Below are 15874 nucleotides of genomic sequence, written 5' to 3' on the forward strand. Positions count from 1 at the left end.
CTAAGGGCAGTGACCTTATTCAGCCCGGAGTGTCTCCGATTGTTTTTTCACGGGCGAAAAACTGTCAGTGCGCGCTGCTCGCCAGGACCTTAAACATAAGGCCGCAGAGAAACTGTCCATGATCGGTTGCACACTGCCATTCTCACCAAACCTGAACCCGATCCGCCGCCGAGCCATCCACCGCGCGCAGCAGTAAGAAAACACCCCACCTACAACAAGACCAGCAACCACATCACTTGGATAATGGGCACCCACAATCACCCGGCTACCAGCTATCCAGAGCCCTACAACAACAAGCAACCAGCGGATCTTCGGTGCAATCAAGGCTAAGGCAACAATCAGAGCACCTGCGGTTGTCGCATGCCCACTTGGAAAACTTGAGAGCTTTGCCTCCCACGCGAAAAAGTCGAAATACAATGGCCCCGTCTGATCAAAGAGAACAGGCCGCGCACGCCCGATATTCCACTTCAAAACAATGGCAAGCAGACCACTGGCAGCAACAACAAAAAACAGATAACTCCCGTATATCGTCAAATACGACACTGCCATCTTTCTACGAAACGAGAGACGCTGCCAGCCACCAAAAATCACGGCTAGAATCCATAGCCCGGTTGGAAACAGGACCCAATCGGACTCACCTAAATTCGTAACCATCGAAAAAAGATCATAGTAGGCACCAGGAAGCTGGCGCGCCCAGATCGGGCTACTATGGTCCAGAAACACAATCGCCAAACCACACAGCCCAATCAGCAGGGCCGCAATATTTTGAGGCTTCAGAAGAGGTGGCAGCGCTGGAACAGCAACAGTGCGCCGCTCTCCCCGATTTTTCAAAATAACAAAGGCATCCGCTAGCTGGCTTCGCGCATTAGACGCTGCAATGCCTAACAGGTCTCTCAGACGATCCCAAACGGTAGGATCTTCTTCAACAACGCTCGTCGTGCTTTTAACTCTTTCATAGGCATCAACTTCAGGCACCGCATCTTCCACCCGGAAAGACTGCCTTTCTTGCGAAACCTTTTCTGGATTATCCACGCCCCGCACCGGACGCTCTAGAGTGTCTATGGAGCCATCATCAATCATCACTGCGCCCCACCTGCAGAGAAAATATGTATCAGCAGCGCCTTGCCACCATTGATATTCAAGCCAGAAACACTTGAGACTTCTGAAGCAGTCATACCCAGTTGATGCACTTCCGCATCAAATCGATCCAGCTGTCGTTTTTCCACCAGCACGACCCTGCAAGTCCCTTCGGAAGTAACCGTTTGCCGCTCTTCTCCTGCTAGAAAACGCGCTGCGTCTACCGCACCCAATAGTTTTGTTTGCGTACCCTGCAAAAACACGAAACTGGGCTCATAAAAACCTGTGATTGCAACCTCTTTCTGCTCACACCCCGGGATCTGTTCAATGGCCTCCACAAGGCGGCCCGAGATCCAGATTGTTGTAAGCGCTGGACTCGCAAACACCCAAAATCCGGCAAACATCATCAAGGCCGAGACAATTGTTGCAGGCAGCGCACTTAATAGCTTTCCCTCTATCAACCGGCGCGCCCCTGAAACCGCCGCAACAATCGCGAACCCGCACAACATAAATCCGGGAGGAGACGGCCACAGATCAAGCAAGAAGGGCCCAACGAGCACTGCGATGAAAATGCTCAGCGGCACCAGCAAAAGCAATATGGCGGAGGCATAGCGCCAGTAAGCACTACTCTGCTTTGTGCCACCGCTCATCACCGCACCTGCCGTCAGTAAAGCCACGGCTGGCATCATGGGCAGTGTGTAGTGAGGCAGTTTCGTTAAGACCATCTCAAAAATAACCCATGACGGAACCAGCCAACACAAGAAAAACCTATAGGAATGCGTGTTCCACTCCCTCTTAAGCACCGGAAAAGCAGCGACAAGGAAAGGTGGTATCGGCCAAAATGCGATGAAACTCACGAGCAGATGTGTAAGTGGAGGGGCACCGTGGGATTCACGTCCAACTGCCACCTTCGCCCAAAAGTCGCCGCCCAACGCGTCGCTGAAAAACACACCATCCGTCTCAATGTAAATCGCAATGAGCCACGGAGAGACCAAAGCAAGAAACAAAAGAGGTCCAACGATGGGTGCGAGCCCGCGCAGCCACGAAACCTTTTTCTCCCAGAGGCATAAAGACAGCACGGTAAGTCCACACACCATGAGGATAATGGGCCCCTTGATTAAAGTGCCCAGCGCCAGACCAAGCCAGAACAACAAGGCCGAACCCCATAATGCGCGGTTCTGCTGTGCTAGCCAGACGCGAGCAAGCGCCCCTTGAGCCAACATGACACACGCCAGCAAGGCGGCATCTGCGGTGGCCAGATGCGCCTCCGCATTTAAAACAAGAGCTAAGGCAACAAACAACGCCGCCAGAAATGCTTGTTGCTCCCTAAAAAAGGCCCGTCCGGCCCAATAAGTCAGCAAGACTGCAGCGATTGCTCCAATGGCAGAAGGTAGACGATAAACCCAGATCGGCGCCTGTTCGTTATACCCCAGCAGCTTGGCGGCACCCGCCTGGGCCCAATAGATCCCGATTGGTTTTTTATTGCGTGCAACATCCTGATAATAAATGGAAACATAGTTGCCCGTCTCCATCATCTGTTTCGAGGCTTGGGCGAACCGCGCCTCATCGCGGTCAAGCGGTGGCACCACCGGAAGGCCCGGCTGATAAAGAAACACGCACACCAGTATAAGCACGATCGGTGCCACCCAATCGCGTCCTACAATGCGGAGCCAAAGAGCCTGCTGTTCAGGCCTCTCAACTTCGTCGTCCGTCAAAGATATTGCAAGATTCATTTGCGCCGACATAATTGCCGTGAGGCCCTCCACACTCCCGAGCAAAACAAGAGTGAAAGCATGTTGCTCCCCAAGAACAATACGCACCTCACTATCCAGAACACATTCCCCAAAATTCTACAGTCAAATTAAGGGACTACCCAAATGCCAAGGCAGCACCATCAAAGGCCAAGCTGAAGGACACCTGAAGCACTGAAGGCACAAGAAAAAGTTCTGAAATTACGCAGATTCACGTTTATCTGTACAGTTTTAGCCAAATTTCATAATTAAGGTGGAACGACCAAGGCATTTCGGGATTACACAGGTGAATTTGAATTTTCAGGCAACGGCAGCTGTATTGCTGGCTGCAACTCTTGCTGGCTGTGCCAGCTTCCAATCAGAAACAAAAAAAGCAGAACTAACTCAGATTGCAATCAACAAGCAGGAAGCCCTGCGCCAGACCAATGCGTGGCGCGCGCAGCACTCCCTACCTCCGCTCAAGCTGGACCCGCACCTCAGTCAGGTTTCGCAGGACATGGCAAACCATATTGCCCGTCGCGATTCCCTCAAGACGCGTCGGCATTCTTCAACATCTCTGATCAGACGCACCCAGACCAACGGATATAAATCGAAAGCGGGCGCGGAAAATTTGGGAGCGGGCTACGCAAGTATCTCTGCGGCCATGACCGGTTGGAAAACCTCCCCCGACCATAACAAGAACCTGCTCAACAAGTACGTCACCCATATGGGGATCGCCCGCACCAACAGAGCAGACGGCACCTACCGCAATTTCTGGGTCATGACACTCGCCGCACCCGAAGAGCCGGTCGTAGCAAAGGGCAGCGCCGCAGCCACACTACCAGTCCAGATCAGATAAGGCTCATATTACGAAAATGACAACAGGCGCGAGCATAGTGCTGCCTAGTAACAACAGGCAGCACACCATCCAAAAAACACCTCTCAATAGGTGGACCGCACCTTCAAGGGGCAACCTGAAGGACACTTGATGCCCCTGGTTTTCCACCAAAACTGGCAAGGGCACGGAAAAAAGCTCAAAAAACAGCTCGATTAACCATGAATTGCACAGATTTAGCCCGATTTCGCGCCTAGGGAAAATCCAAATCATTGGTCTATTCGGGATTACAAACGTGAATTTCAAATATAAGGCGACAGCGGCCCTATTTCTGGCTGCAACTCTTGCTGGCTGTGTTGGCTTCGGTTCAGGTTCACCAGAACTGACCCACGTCGCAGTCAACCAGAATGAAGCACTGCGACAAGTTAATGCTTGGCGCGCCCAGCACTCAGTGCCTCCCCTTCAGCTGGACCCGCATCTCACAAGTGTCTCACAGGACATGGCCGACCACGTAGCCCGCCGAGACACCCTTCAGACACCCCGCCACTCTTCCTCTTCACTGTCCCGCCGCACCCAGACCAGCGAATACCGAACCGCAGCAGGCGCAGAAAATCTGGGCGCGGGCTACTCAACTCTGACCCAAGCCATCACTGGGTGGAAGAACTCCCCCGGACACAACAGCAATCTACTCAGCCGGCACGTCACGCATATGGGGATCGCTCGCACTAACAGAGCAGATGGCACCTACCGCAATTTCTGGGTCATGACACTCGCCGCACCCGGTACCCCCGCCGCAGCTTCAGGCGGCCCCACAGCCGCACTGCCGGTCCCCGCCAGATAAAGCTCTGCGCACTCCTAAGAGAATCCCCAGCCCAACAAGATGTGGAGCCAAACACTCCACCTCCCCCACCTTCAAGGAACGATCCAAAGGTTCCCAAAGCAGCAATGCACCATCAGAGCTGACCGCCACATAGATAACATTCAAGGTGAGGCGGTTTCTCTTGAGACGTAAAGGTTCAGCCCAATTTCACTCATAAGAACGGGATTACGAACATGCATTTGAACTTGAAGACAACAGCAGCCGCACTACTGGCTGCTTCTCTCGCTGGCTGTGTAGGTTCCGCGACAGGAACAACGCAAGATACACAAATCACCCATGCAGGAAGTGACCGAAGCGAAGCGCTTCGACAGGTCAACGCCTGGCGCGCCCAGCATTCCCTTCCAGCGCTGGAACTGAACTCGCAACTGGAAGCCGTCTCACAAGACATGGCCGATCACCTTGCCAGTCGAGACTCCCTCCAAACGCCCCGCCACTCTGGCTCCTCTCTGGCCAGTCGCCTCCGGGAGAAGGGATATCAATACGCCGCTGCCGGAGAAAATCTGGGCGCCGGCCAATCAAACGTAACCGATGTTATAAACGGCTGGAAAAACTCACGTGGCCACAACCGAAATCTGCTCAACAGGAACGTGACCCAGATGGGCATTGCCCGCACGCGCAGAGCAGACGGCACCTACCATAACTTCTGGGTCATAACACTGGCATCGCCAAGACCCCCGGCAACTGAGACAGACGTCCCTGCCGGTATGATGCCCGTCCCGTTCTTATAAAGTACGTCCAGTGGGATCAATTGCGGGAATTTTCACTCCGCTTCCTTTACGCCGGTCCCATTAGCACCCATATTCACACCACCAGCGCGCGTTCCCTTTAAGAAGCAATACCTTCCTGCGAGAGCGCGCGCGCCATATTGTCTAAAAGCTGTTTGTCTTTCCCGCATCTATCGGAAAGACAAACCTGCATTTTTAATGTCACCGGAGATTAAACATGAGCGAGACCGCAAAGGTTCTTTTGCAAGATTGGAAAACCCCATTTGGACTTCCACCTTTCTCACAAATCAAACCGGAAGACTTCGAAGAAGCTTTTGAAGAGGCCTTTGAGGCAGGCGAGGAAAACATCAATCGCATCGCTCAAAATCCTGAAGCACCGACTTTTGAAAACACCATTGCCGCTTTAGAGCTGGCCGAAGATTCTCTGGAGCAGGTCGCAAGCATATTTTTTAACCTCTCCTCTGCAGATACCAACGAAACTCTGCAGCAGATCGAGCGCAACATTTCTCCGAAGTTAGCTGCCTACAGCACCAAAAAGCATCTGAACCCGGCGCTCTACAAGCGCATCGAAACCCTGATAGCCAAGAAAGACACGCTGGCCCTGACACCCGAGCAGAACCGCGTGCTGGAGCGTTACCACTCCACCTATCAGCGCGCCGGCGCTGGCCTTGACGCCGCAGACAAAACCCGCATTGCAGAAATCAACGAGCGTCTCGCCACGCTTGGGACCAGCTTCGCGCAGAACGTTCTAGCTGACGAAGCCTCCTACAAACTGCTTCTGCAAAACGAAAGTGATCTGGAGGGCCTGCCGGACTTCCTCATCAAAGCTGCCAGTGCAGCTGCGGAGGAACGCGGAGAGCCAGGTAAATACGCCATAACCCTCTCTCGCTCCTCCATTGAGCCATTCCTGCAATTCTCCAAGCGCCGCGATCTGCGTGAGGAAGCCTTCACCGCTTGGGCGAACCGAGGTAACAACCCCGGCGAAACCCATAACTCTGCCATCGTTCGGGAAACCGTTCAGTTGCGCAATGAGAAAGCCAGATTGCTCGGCTTTGAAAACTTCGCCGCCTTCAAGCTGGACGATGTCATGGCAAAGAACACCGGCGCGGTAGAGGAACTGCTCACCAACGTGTGGGGCCCAGCCAAAGAGCGAGCACTGGAAGAAGCTGCCGATCTACAGGAGATGGCGCAGAACGAAGGCGAAAACATCAAGATTGCCCCATGGGACTGGCGCTACTATTCAGAAAAAGTGCGCAGCGAAAAACACGATCTGGATGAAGCTGAAATCAAGCCGTACTTCCAGCTCGACCAGATGATCGAGGCCTCCTTCCACACCGCAACCCGTCTGTTCGGCCTCACCTTCAAAGAGCTGAAGGATCAGGATCTCTATCATCCCGACCTGCGTGTCTTTGAGGTCTTTGACAAGAACGGCGAACACCTCGGCATCTTTATCGGCGACTACTTCGCACGGTCTTCCAAGCGGTCTGGCGCGTGGATGAGCGCGTTCCGCTCCCAGCAGAAGCTGAAAGGCGATATCCGGCCCGTCATCATCAATGTGATGAACTTCTCCAAAGCACCAGAGGGCGAACCAACCCTGCTGACCTTTGACGATGCCCGCACCTTGTTCCATGAGTTTGGCCACGGTCTGCACGGCCTCATGTCTAACGTCACCCACCCGCTTGTCTCTGGAACCAGCGTGGCACGGGACTTTGTGGAACTGCCTTCCCAGCTCTTTGAACACTGGTTGGCTCAGCCGGAAATCCTGAAGAAGTTCGCTCGCCATTACCAGAGTGGCGAAGTCATTCCGGAAGCGCTGTTAGAGCGCCTGCTGTCCGCCGCAAACTTCAATCAGGGCTTTGCCACCGTTGAGTACCTGGCAACCGCCATTGTTGATATGGCAATCCATAAGGACGAAAACCTCGCCGAGCTTGACCCGGCACAGGTTGAAGAAAAGGTCCTTGGCGACATCGGCATGCCAGAAGAGATCATCATGCGGCACCGCATCCCCCATCTCCTGCACGCTTTCGCAGGCGACGGATACGCCGCAGGTTACTACAGCTACCTCTGGTCAGAAGTCATGGACGCAGACGCGTTCGAAGCTTTTGAGGAAAACGGTGACGCTTTCCATACGGACACCGCATCCAAACTGGAAGAGTTCATCTACTCCGCAGGTGGTTCTCAGGACCCGGCCAAAGCCTACATGGATTTCCGGGGAAAAATGCCATCCATCAAACCACTACTCAAAGGCCGCGGACTGGTCAGCTAAGCACCAAACATTGCAAACCAGATATCACAAAACGACAAAGGGCGGACCAAACGGTTCGCCCTTTGTCGTTTCTACCAGAGTTGAGAGGCCCTAACTCTTGATCAACCGGTTCAGGCCAGTCAGGAAGACAACAAGCCAGCCAAAGATCATCAACATCCCACCCGTGGGTGCTGCAAAGTCAAAAAGCTTTTCCCCCACGAACAAACGCTGAGCAAGATCACCGCAGAATAACCCGACCCCGGCAAACAGCAGCAGCATCGCAAGCCCGATCCCCTTTGAATTGGTAATCCCGTGAGCTACACCAAGCCCCACAAACGCAGCTGCATGCATCATCGTGATTTGCGAAATGATCGGCAGAAGCTGATTGTCTACCGCATGTGAGCTTGCCGCTGAGCTCAGAATAGCAACAACACCGCAAAAACCGCCAAGCGCCAACCCAAGACCAAGCCCCTGACCAAGTTTAATCCGTGACTGGTCTACCGGCGCCGCGTCACTTGCATCCTCGAGCATAGCTACTCCTTAAATCCCTGTTCCAAAGCACATACTGCGCGAAACACAAGTATGCATCAACTGCATTTAGGAGAACCGACGAAAATTGCAAATCTCTACGCAAAACAACCTGATGTTTAAGACTGACATATTCCGCAAACGCTTAGGCCAATGATGGCGGACGCCTCATCAACACCATGTGTAGACCCGGCCCATACCCGTCCTCTTTAATTGACAGGGTTTCAAATCCCATCTTTTCGTAAAAGGCACAGGTGTGCTGAGAGGTGTCGATCGCGACGGCCTGATCCGGATGATCCTGTGCGATACGCTCAAGCCGGTAACGCACAAGAGCCGATCCAATCCCCTGCCCATGCAGATCACACCGCACCATTCCCCACGCTAGCCCCATCTCCTTGGGGCCCTGACAGTAACCGCCTGCACCTACAACCTTCCCATCCTGTTCAAAGACGAAATAAGGATCGTTCAGTGTTTCCAGATAGCGGCGAAAATCGTCCCGCTCACTCGGGTCAAAGAACTTGGGTGCGTTGCCCTCAAAAATCTCAAGGCAGCTATCCAAATCATCTGCTTGGTACTTACGGATACTCATCAAAACTCCCTTGTTGGTGTTGGTTCAAGAGCGTACCGCATCACTGGTAGCTGCCGCCCTTCAGGAACAGAAGGCTGCGATCCAACCATAACAGCCCCCATACGCTCGTAAAATCCTTTGGCGTTGGGGTCAGCAACGATCATGAGTTCCGACAGTTGCCGAGTCTGAAGCCAGTCTTGAACAAAGCCAAACATCATCCGGCCAGCGCCTTGTCCCATAAACTGCGGCAAAACCCAAAAGTCCTCCAACTCGCAGCACAGCTCTTTGTTCACTGAAATGGAAAACACACCTGCAATTCGGCCTTCATCCTCCAGTGTCCAAAAGCGCCTGCTCGCCAAGACACCCTCATCAACCAGCAAATCAGGCAGCCAGGCGGTAATCATCTCTTCCGGGTAACCCCAATGACGCTTCGCGGCGAGGATAACCTCGTTCATTTCCGGAATCTGGTGTGATGATGCCTCCAGTATCACCGCTCCTCCAAAAATCAATTTCATCCCCATTCTATTCGTAGATTACACTACAACTTAGCAGTTCTGATGTGTCTCTAGGTAATAATTGGTGTTCACCCACTTCAGCTGCGTGCACCCTCCATTACTCATCTGTCTGCCTTTACCAAAGACAGAGTAAATTTCCTTCTCATCTCCATCTTCAGAAAAATAAAGCTGGAGATCCACACTGCTGGAATAGAACCCCAGGGAACCCCAATCAATCACTTTGACATTACCGACATGAATGCTCTTAGAAAAATCGGGTGGATCAAAAATGAGCCTTGCGTTACTCATAATGACAAACGCGATTGGTGAGAGCACTGGTTGCACCGCTAAAGCAAGCACAATCCATGGAATGATCCAAAACCGGCACAATTGAATACCGAAATAAAAGAGGAATGGGACCAAAGCTATGAGTAAGCCGGGAATCGAGTACCCATAATTGACTTTGTAGCCCCATAGTGAAATTACAAATGCAAAAGCAAGTAAACACCCACCATGTTTGAGCAAAGGTAACTTCCAGTTTTCTAATCTCAACTTAGGCTCCAAACTGCCCCTTGGCCGGATCAGCAACATCAATTATGCGTAAGGAGGGCTTCGCCTGCCCCTGCCAGGTATCAACACTCAAACTACCGGCGATATGCAAGGGTTTGCCGCGTGCTTGAAGAAGTGCCTTTCCATGTGGCTGATCTTCCGCCTTAAAGGCAATGGCCTTCAAATTGGTCCCGTCATTACCACCCAGCGTCACGCTCACGTGGCCCTGTCCAACCACCTTGGAAAACTTGATCGGCACCGACGGCAAAGCAAAAACCGGCTCCGCGTGCGAAGCTCCATAAGGACCAGCCTGCTCCAGCATATCCAAGAGGCTCAGGTTTGCACCCGCAGGCGTCAGGACACCATCGACAGTCAGTTCATGATCCGCAGAAGCCTGCTCCACATCGTGACCAAGTTGCACGGTCAAGAATGCCTCAAACTCCGGCACTTTCTCTTTTTCGATGGTCAAGCCTGCCGCCATGGCATGTCCGCCACCTTTGACGAGCAAACCGGCCTCCACAGCAGCCCGTACAGCCGAGCCAAGATCAACGCCAATAATCGAACGACCAGAACCTGTACCAAGCCCGTGCTCGTTAAACGCCATAGCAAACGCTGGTCGACGGTAGCGCTCTTTAAGCCGCGAGGCGATCAACCCCACAACACCGGGATGCCAGCCATCTGCACCGGTTAGAAGCACAGCAGGTGGAGCAGTGACCTCCATCTTTTGGAACGCCTGCCCCTCGCCTTCTTCCAGCATAACCGCTTCCATCGCCTGACGTTCCTGATTGAGCCGCTCCAGCGTCCCTGCGATGCGTTCTCCCTCATCTCGATCATCAGAGGAAAGCAGCCTCATGCCAAGCGCAGAATCGCCAATGCGACCACCTGCATTAATGCGCGGCCCAAGCATATAACCCAGATGGTACGGCGTCGGTTTGCCGCTGAGCCGCGAGATATCAGCAAGACAGGAAAGCCCGACATTCTTGCGTTGCGCCATCACCTTCAGGCCCTGCACCACATAAGCTCGGTTCAGTCCTTTCAGCGGCACCACATCACAAATGGTTCCAAGCGCAACAAGGTCCAGCAGGTCCATCAGCCGCGGTTCAGTGCGTTGGGCAAAGGCGCCACGGCGACGCAGCTCCCGGTTCAGCCCGACAAGGAACAGAAAGGTCACCCCCACAGCCGCCAGATGGCCTTGGCCGGACAAATCGTCCTGCCGGTTGGCATTCACCAGCGCATGTACCTCCGGGAAACTCTCATCCACCTGGTGGTGATCCAGAACCACCACCTCAAGCCCGATGCGTTTGGCTTCCTCAAACGCCTCAAACGAAGTGGAGCCACAGTCCACGGTGACCAGCAGCCGAGCGCCTCCTGCATGAAGCTGGTTGATTGCAGTCGGGTTCGGCCCGTAGCCGTCGATGATCCGGTCCGGGATATAAACATCCGGCTCCACACCAAGCTCCATGAAATAGCGCTTCAGCAAAGCCGAGGACGTCGCCCCGTCCACATCATAATCACCGAACACAGCAATCTTGACGCCCGCCTGCAGCGCATCGGCAACTCGGGCGCAGGCCTTATCCATATCCACCAGTTTGGAAGGATCCGGCATCAGGTCTTTAATGGAAGGATTTAAGAAGCCGGATGCCTCTTCCAGCAACACATTGCGTCCGGCCAGAACCCGGCCCACCACTTCAGGCAGCTCCGTTCTCTGCGCAATAGCCAGCGCCTGTGAAAGCCCATGATCATCAAGCCGCTCGCGCCATACACGTGCGCTCAAAGACTTTTTGACACCAAGCACCACTCGTCGCTCGGCACCAGCTGCATCCAATGTCATAACCATAGAAAGAAACTGCCCGGATTCTTGTAGAAAAGCAAAGGCGGACGCGTGTAAATTACACCCGCCCGCCTGAAGCATCTAGCTCGAAGGAGATCCTAAATCAATCCAGATGGAATTTTTCCAACTGGGTATGTTTGGCCTCGATGAAGCGTACGGTGCCGGTCGTAGAACGCATCACAACAGTGTGTGTGGTGATGCTGTCACGGCCCAGCTTCACACCCTTAAGGAAGTTACCAGTGGTCACACCGGTCGCAGCAAACAGCACATCGCCGCCTGCCATTTCTTCCATGGTGTATTTGCGGTTGATGTCATCAATGCCCATACGGCCTGCGCGCTCAACCTGCTCTTCGCGGGTGATCACCAGACGGCCCTGCATCTGACCACCGATACAGCGCAGAGCTGCAGCAGCCAGAACGCCCTCAGGCGCACCACCAATACCAACATAAAGGTCGATACCGGTCTCTTCAGGGTCTGTCGTATAGATGATGCCAGCCACATCACCATCACCAATCAGGTAAATGGATGCGCCGGTGCTGCGAATGTCGTCAATCAGCTTCGCGTGACGCGGACGGTCCAGAACACAGACGGTGAGTTCTTTGACTTCGCAGCCCTTTGCTTTTGCAACAGCTGCAAGGTTTTCCTTGATAGGACGATCCAGATCGATGGTTCCCTCAGGGTAGCCCGGCCCGATCGCAATCTTGTCCATGTAGCTGTCTGGCGCGTTCAGCAAACCACCTTCCGGTGCCAGTGCAATAACAGCAATGGAGTTTGGCATGTTCTTCGCGCAGATCGTGGTGCCTTCCAGCGGATCAAGGGCGATATCAACCTTTGGTCCACCTTTAGTGCCAACCTTTTCGCCAATGTAGAGCATCGGCGCTTCATCACGTTCCCCTTCACCAATCACGACAGTACCGTCGATTGGCAGCTGGTTCAGTTCGCGGCGCATTGCGTCCACAGCAGCCTGGTCAGCTGCCTTTTCATCGCCCCGTCCACGAAGACGTGCTGCAGATACAGCGGCACGTTCCGTAACGCGTGCAAGTTCCAGTGTCAGAATACGGTCAAGAACGTCAGTTGCGTCCTGATGACTATCCGCCATTTAAACCTCTCGGGTGTCCTGTTTTCACGTTAAACGTGAGGAAGTTTTATTTTAGGTCTTCTATACGCAACATCTGGGGTTTACCAGATGTCACTTTTTCAGCTGCGATCGCATCCAAAGCTTCACGCACAGCCAGTTCAGTGGTCTCATGTGTGATCAGGATAACGTTTCGCGGCGCTGCAGGATCGCTTACACCATCCTTATCATTTCTGGAATGCGGCCCACGTTGGACAATAGACTCAAGTGAGATTCCCTTGTCCGCCATACAGCGCGCAATCGTGGCAAATGTGCCTGCCACATCCAGAACAGCAAGCCGAATGTAATAACCACCTGCATGCGCCCGCATCCGTGCCGGAACATATTCTTCAAGCGTAGTCGCAGATTGGCTAAACACCGGCAAGGAAACATTGCGTGCAATGTCAACAATGTCGGAAATCACGGAGGATGCTGTCGCATCACCGCCCGCACCCGGTCCAACCAGCACAACCTCGCCAACCGCATCACCATCAACCGCAACAGCGTTCAAGACGCCGTCGATGCGGGCAATAGCAGAGGACTTGGGCACCATCGTCGGGTGCACGCGCTGCTCAATCCCCGTATCCGTACGCTGAGCAACACCCAGCAGCTTGATACGGTAACCAAGTTCATCAGCAGCACGAATATCAGCAGTCGTGATGGAGGAAATACCTTCAACGTAGATCGCATCGGCATTGACTTCACAGCCAAACGCTAGGCTAGTCAGCAACGCCAGCTTATGCGCCGTATCAAACCCTTCAATATCAAAGGTCGGATCAGCCTCCGCATACCCAAGACGCTGCGCATCAGCAAGACATTCAGCAAACGACAGACCCTCACGCTCCATGCGCGTGAGGATGTAATTGCATGTACCATTCATGATGCCATAAACGCGGGACACATCATTGCCCGCAAGGCTCTCCCGCATGGTCTTGATGATTGGAATACCGCCAGCAGCAGCAGCCTCGTAGTTCAGGCTTACGCCCTTCTCTTCCGCAAGGCGGGAGAAGGAAACAGCATGCTTGGCAAGCAGAGCTTTGTTGGCTGTGACAACGTGCTTTCCGGTTTCCAAAGCAGTGCGAACACTCACCTCCGCCGGCCCCTCGTCACCGCCAATTAGCTCCACAAAAACATCAATCCCGTCGAACTTGGCAAGTTCAACGGGATCTTCAAACCAGGTCAATCCATCCAGATTAACACCACGATCTTTAGAGCGGCTGCGAGCACTCACAGCCACTACTTTGATAGGTCGGCCACATCGATTGGCAAGAACGTTCGCCTTGGCTTCGAGGATACGCACCAACGAAGCACCGACGGTTCCAAGACCAGCAACGCCAACTTTCAAACTATCAGTCATAAATACCCAGTATCTGTAGGTGGGCGGACGCCTAAGCGTCCGATTTACTCAATTCCTTTGAATCGCTATCCGCTTCCTCAAAGAATTTTCGAATGCTACGTGCAGCCTGTCGAATACGCTGTTCGTTTTCAACCAAGCCCAAACGCACAAAACCTTCACCGTGTTCACCAAAGCCGATACCCGGAGCCACTGCCACATCTGCCTTCTCAATCAGCAGTTTGGAGAACTCCAAAGACCCAAGATGCCTGAACTGCTCTGGAATTGGCGCCCAGGCAAACATGGAAGCTTCCGGAGCCGGTATATCCCAACCAGCGCGCCCAAACGAGTCAATCAGCACATCGCGGCGTTTTTTGTAAATCGCGCGCGTCTCCCGGATACAGTCATCTGGTCCGTTCAGCGCCGCTGCCGCTGCCACCTGAATTGGGGTGAAAGCCCCATAATCCAGATAGGACTTCACACGGGCAAGCGCCGCGATCAGACGTTCATTGCCAACAGCAAAGCCCATACGCCATCCTGGCATTGAGAAGGTTTTGGACAACGAGGTAAACTCAACGGCGATATCCATCGCCCCCTCCACCTGCAGGATGCTCGGAGGGGGAACATCGCCGAAGTAGATTTCAGAGTACGCCAGATCGGAGAGCACATAGATCTCGTGCTTGCGCGCAAACGCCACCACGTCCCGGTAAAAGTCCAGATCAGCAACACTGGCGGTCGGGTTGGCAGGGAAACACAAAATAATCGCGATTGGCTTCGGGATAGAGTGGACAACAGCCCGCTCTAGCGCATCAAACAATTCCGGACCCGGATTAGCAGGAATGGACCGCAGCGAACCGCCAGCCATCAAAAAGCCGAAGGCATGGATTGGATAAGATGGATTAGGCACCAGCACCACATCGCCCGGCGCAGTAATCGCCTGAGCCATGTTGGCAAAGCCTTCCTTGGACCCCAGCGTCGCAACAACCTGCGTATCCGGATTCAGCTTCACCCCAAAGCGGCGTTCATAATAGCCAGCCTGCGCTTTACGCAGTCCCGGAATCCCTTTGGAAGCCGAGTAGCGATGCGTGCGCGGGTTCTGGACTGTCTCCACCAGCTTGTCGACAATATGTTGAGGCGTTGGCAAATCAGGGTTACCCATACCCATATCGACAATATCGGCCCCTGCCGCTCGCGCTTTGGCTTTCAGACGATTGACCTGTTCAAAGACGTATGGCGGGAGCCGGCGTGTCTTGTGAAAGTCGTCCATGACGCGAGCCTCACTTTCTTCAATTTGGCGTTTAAAGCTACAATTTGATTTCAGAACAAACATGTCCCCGAGTCATCAAGGCCAAGTTTCCACGGCCTTTTAGCAGGTGCGAACATTTTTCGCATCATGCTTCAGGCATAAAACCTACATTTTTTTAAAGTTTTCAAAGGAGGGATGCAGCTCTCAATTCAAAGAAAAAGCCGCAGAATTCTGCGACTAAGAACGTTACCAACGGTTTCAACTTGAGAATTTGGACGGGTTAGCCCACGAAATACACAACTAAAGATGCATTCAATACAGAAGGACGCAGCGAAAGTTATTGCGGCTGTGCACCCTCGGATTGCTCAGGCTCCTCGCCGGCAATTGATCTCAACTGCTGTGAACTGTCCTCAAAGCTGTCGCCCATGCCAGCTCTGCGTTTGCTTTCAGAAGAGATCGCAAGCAAGTCCGACTCAGAAGCTGCGCGCTGCTCAGGTGAGAGCAACTCACTGGGTACCTCTGGCGGCAACTCCGCAATACCGGTCTGCCGAGTGCCGTTGCCTTTCTCGATAGCCTCATAAACCGTCAAAGATTCGCCAAACGCGCAGCCGCCAACAAAACCTGCCAGTACAACAGCACAGCAAACTCGTTGAAACTTAAGCAACATCTGGAACCTCGCGTTTGATCCGTCGACTACACAAAAGCAGTACACATAAATT

Annotated in this window: 15 protein-coding genes; 4 read left to right on the forward strand and 11 right to left on the reverse strand. The window is 53.4% G+C overall.

Annotated features, from left to right (window positions below):
- Window positions 1-15: 15 nt before the first annotated feature.
- Window positions 16-1080, reverse strand: coding sequence for a phosphatase PAP2 family protein (locus IE076_RS22870; RefSeq protein ID WP_189437330.1), 1065 nt, complete (start codon window positions 1078-1080; stop codon window positions 16-18).
- The gene (locus IE076_RS13710) at window positions 1080-2810 is read right to left on the reverse strand and encodes an ArnT family glycosyltransferase (RefSeq protein ID WP_189437458.1); all 1731 of its coding nucleotides are present in this window, start codon (window positions 2808-2810) and stop codon (window positions 1080-1082) included. Before IE076_RS13710 ends, IE076_RS22870 begins: the two co-directional genes overlap by 1 nt.
- A 304-nt stretch (window positions 2811-3114) precedes the next feature.
- Between IE076_RS13710 and IE076_RS13715 the strand changes: the two genes are divergently transcribed.
- From IE076_RS13715 to IE076_RS13730, 4 genes are all read left to right on the forward strand, one after another.
- The gene (locus IE076_RS13715; protein ID WP_209009095.1) at window positions 3115-3666 is read left to right on the forward strand and encodes a CAP domain-containing protein; all 552 of its coding nucleotides are present in this window, start codon (window positions 3115-3117) and stop codon (window positions 3664-3666) included.
- A gap of 271 nt (window positions 3667-3937) precedes the next feature.
- Window positions 3938-4483, forward strand: a complete 546-nt coding sequence (locus tag IE076_RS13720) for a CAP domain-containing protein (protein ID WP_209009096.1) — start codon at window positions 3938-3940, stop codon at window positions 4481-4483.
- Window positions 4484-4695: 212 nt separating this feature from the next.
- The gene (locus IE076_RS13725; RefSeq protein WP_209009097.1) at window positions 4696-5250 is read left to right on the forward strand and encodes a CAP domain-containing protein; all 555 of its coding nucleotides are present in this window, start codon (window positions 4696-4698) and stop codon (window positions 5248-5250) included.
- A 214-nt stretch (window positions 5251-5464) separates the two neighbouring features.
- Window positions 5465-7513 carry a M3 family metallopeptidase gene (locus IE076_RS13730; protein ID WP_189437331.1) on the forward strand — a complete coding sequence of 683 codons (2049 nt, stop codon included), beginning with the start codon at window positions 5465-5467 and terminating at the stop codon, window positions 7511-7513.
- Window positions 7514-7603: 90 nt separating this feature from the next.
- Here IE076_RS13730 and IE076_RS13735 read toward each other — a convergent pair whose 3' ends face one another.
- The 9 genes from IE076_RS13735 to IE076_RS13775 form a co-directional block, all read right to left on the reverse strand.
- Entirely contained in the window at window positions 7604-8023 is a 420-nt protein-coding gene (locus IE076_RS13735; RefSeq protein ID WP_189437332.1) for a DUF423 domain-containing protein, read from the reverse strand.
- Between the two features lie 142 nt (window positions 8024-8165).
- Window positions 8166-8609, reverse strand: a complete 444-nt coding sequence (locus tag IE076_RS13740; protein ID WP_189437333.1) for a GNAT family N-acetyltransferase — start codon at window positions 8607-8609, stop codon at window positions 8166-8168.
- Entirely contained in the window at window positions 8609-9079 is a 471-nt protein-coding gene (locus tag IE076_RS13745; RefSeq protein WP_209009098.1) for a GNAT family N-acetyltransferase, read from the reverse strand. Before IE076_RS13745 ends, IE076_RS13740 begins: the two co-directional genes overlap by 1 nt.
- A 54-nt stretch (window positions 9080-9133) precedes the next feature.
- Complete coding sequence (locus IE076_RS13750; protein ID WP_189437335.1) at window positions 9134-9634, reverse strand: hypothetical protein; 501 nt, start codon at window positions 9632-9634, stop codon at window positions 9134-9136.
- 1 nt (window position 9635) lies between these two features.
- A complete protein-coding gene (recJ, locus tag IE076_RS13755; protein WP_189437336.1) occupies window positions 9636-11468 on the reverse strand; it encodes a single-stranded-DNA-specific exonuclease RecJ in 1833 nt (610 codons plus the stop codon).
- Between the two features lie 97 nt (window positions 11469-11565).
- The gene (gene glpX, locus IE076_RS13760) at window positions 11566-12561 is read right to left on the reverse strand and encodes a class II fructose-bisphosphatase (protein WP_189437337.1); all 996 of its coding nucleotides are present in this window, start codon (window positions 12559-12561) and stop codon (window positions 11566-11568) included.
- Between the two features lie 46 nt (window positions 12562-12607).
- Window positions 12608-13933, reverse strand: a complete 1326-nt coding sequence (locus IE076_RS13765) for a homoserine dehydrogenase (protein ID WP_189437338.1) — start codon at window positions 13931-13933, stop codon at window positions 12608-12610.
- Window positions 13934-13964: 31 nt separating this feature from the next.
- Complete coding sequence (locus IE076_RS13770; RefSeq protein WP_189437339.1) at window positions 13965-15176, reverse strand: LL-diaminopimelate aminotransferase; 1212 nt, start codon at window positions 15174-15176, stop codon at window positions 13965-13967.
- A gap of 316 nt (window positions 15177-15492) precedes the next feature.
- Window positions 15493-15822, reverse strand: coding sequence for a hypothetical protein (locus IE076_RS13775; RefSeq protein ID WP_189437340.1), 330 nt, complete (start codon window positions 15820-15822; stop codon window positions 15493-15495).
- Window positions 15823-15874 lie beyond the last annotated feature (52 nt).

The sequence above is a fragment of the Pseudovibrio japonicus genome, assembly GCF_014651595.1.
Classification (GTDB): domain Bacteria; phylum Pseudomonadota; class Alphaproteobacteria; order Rhizobiales; family Stappiaceae; genus Pseudovibrio; species Pseudovibrio japonicus.

Bases quoted from the DNA above. Each gene is read 5' to 3' on its own strand.
- IE076_RS13775 (WP_189437340.1), bottom strand. From the start codon at position 15,822: ATGTTGCTTAAGTTTCAACGAGTTTGCTGTGCTGTTGTACTGGCAGGT.
- glpX (WP_189437337.1), bottom strand. From the start codon at position 12,561: ATGGCGGATAGTCATCAGGACGCAACTGACGTTCTTGACCGTATTCTG.
- IE076_RS13725 (WP_209009097.1), top strand. From the start codon at position 4,696: ATGCATTTGAACTTGAAGACAACAGCAGCCGCACTACTGGCTGCTTCT.
- IE076_RS13765 (WP_189437338.1), bottom strand. From the start codon at position 13,933: ATGACTGATAGTTTGAAAGTTGGCGTTGCTGGTCTTGGAACCGTCGGT.
- IE076_RS13740 (WP_189437333.1), bottom strand. From the start codon at position 8,609: ATGAGTATCCGTAAGTACCAAGCAGATGATTTGGATAGCTGCCTTGAG.
- IE076_RS22870 (WP_189437330.1), bottom strand. From the start codon at position 1,080: ATGATTGATGATGGCTCCATAGACACTCTAGAGCGTCCGGTGCGGGGC.
- IE076_RS13735 (WP_189437332.1), bottom strand. From the start codon at position 8,023: ATGCTCGAGGATGCAAGTGACGCGGCGCCGGTAGACCAGTCACGGATT.
- IE076_RS13770 (WP_189437339.1), bottom strand. From the start codon at position 15,176: ATGGACGACTTTCACAAGACACGCCGGCTCCCGCCATACGTCTTTGAA.
- IE076_RS13710 (WP_189437458.1), bottom strand. From the start codon at position 2,810: ATGAATCTTGCAATATCTTTGACGGACGACGAAGTTGAGAGGCCTGAA.
- recJ (WP_189437336.1), bottom strand. From the start codon at position 11,468: ATGGTTATGACATTGGATGCAGCTGGTGCCGAGCGACGAGTGGTGCTT.
- IE076_RS13730 (WP_189437331.1), top strand. From the start codon at position 5,465: ATGAGCGAGACCGCAAAGGTTCTTTTGCAAGATTGGAAAACCCCATTT.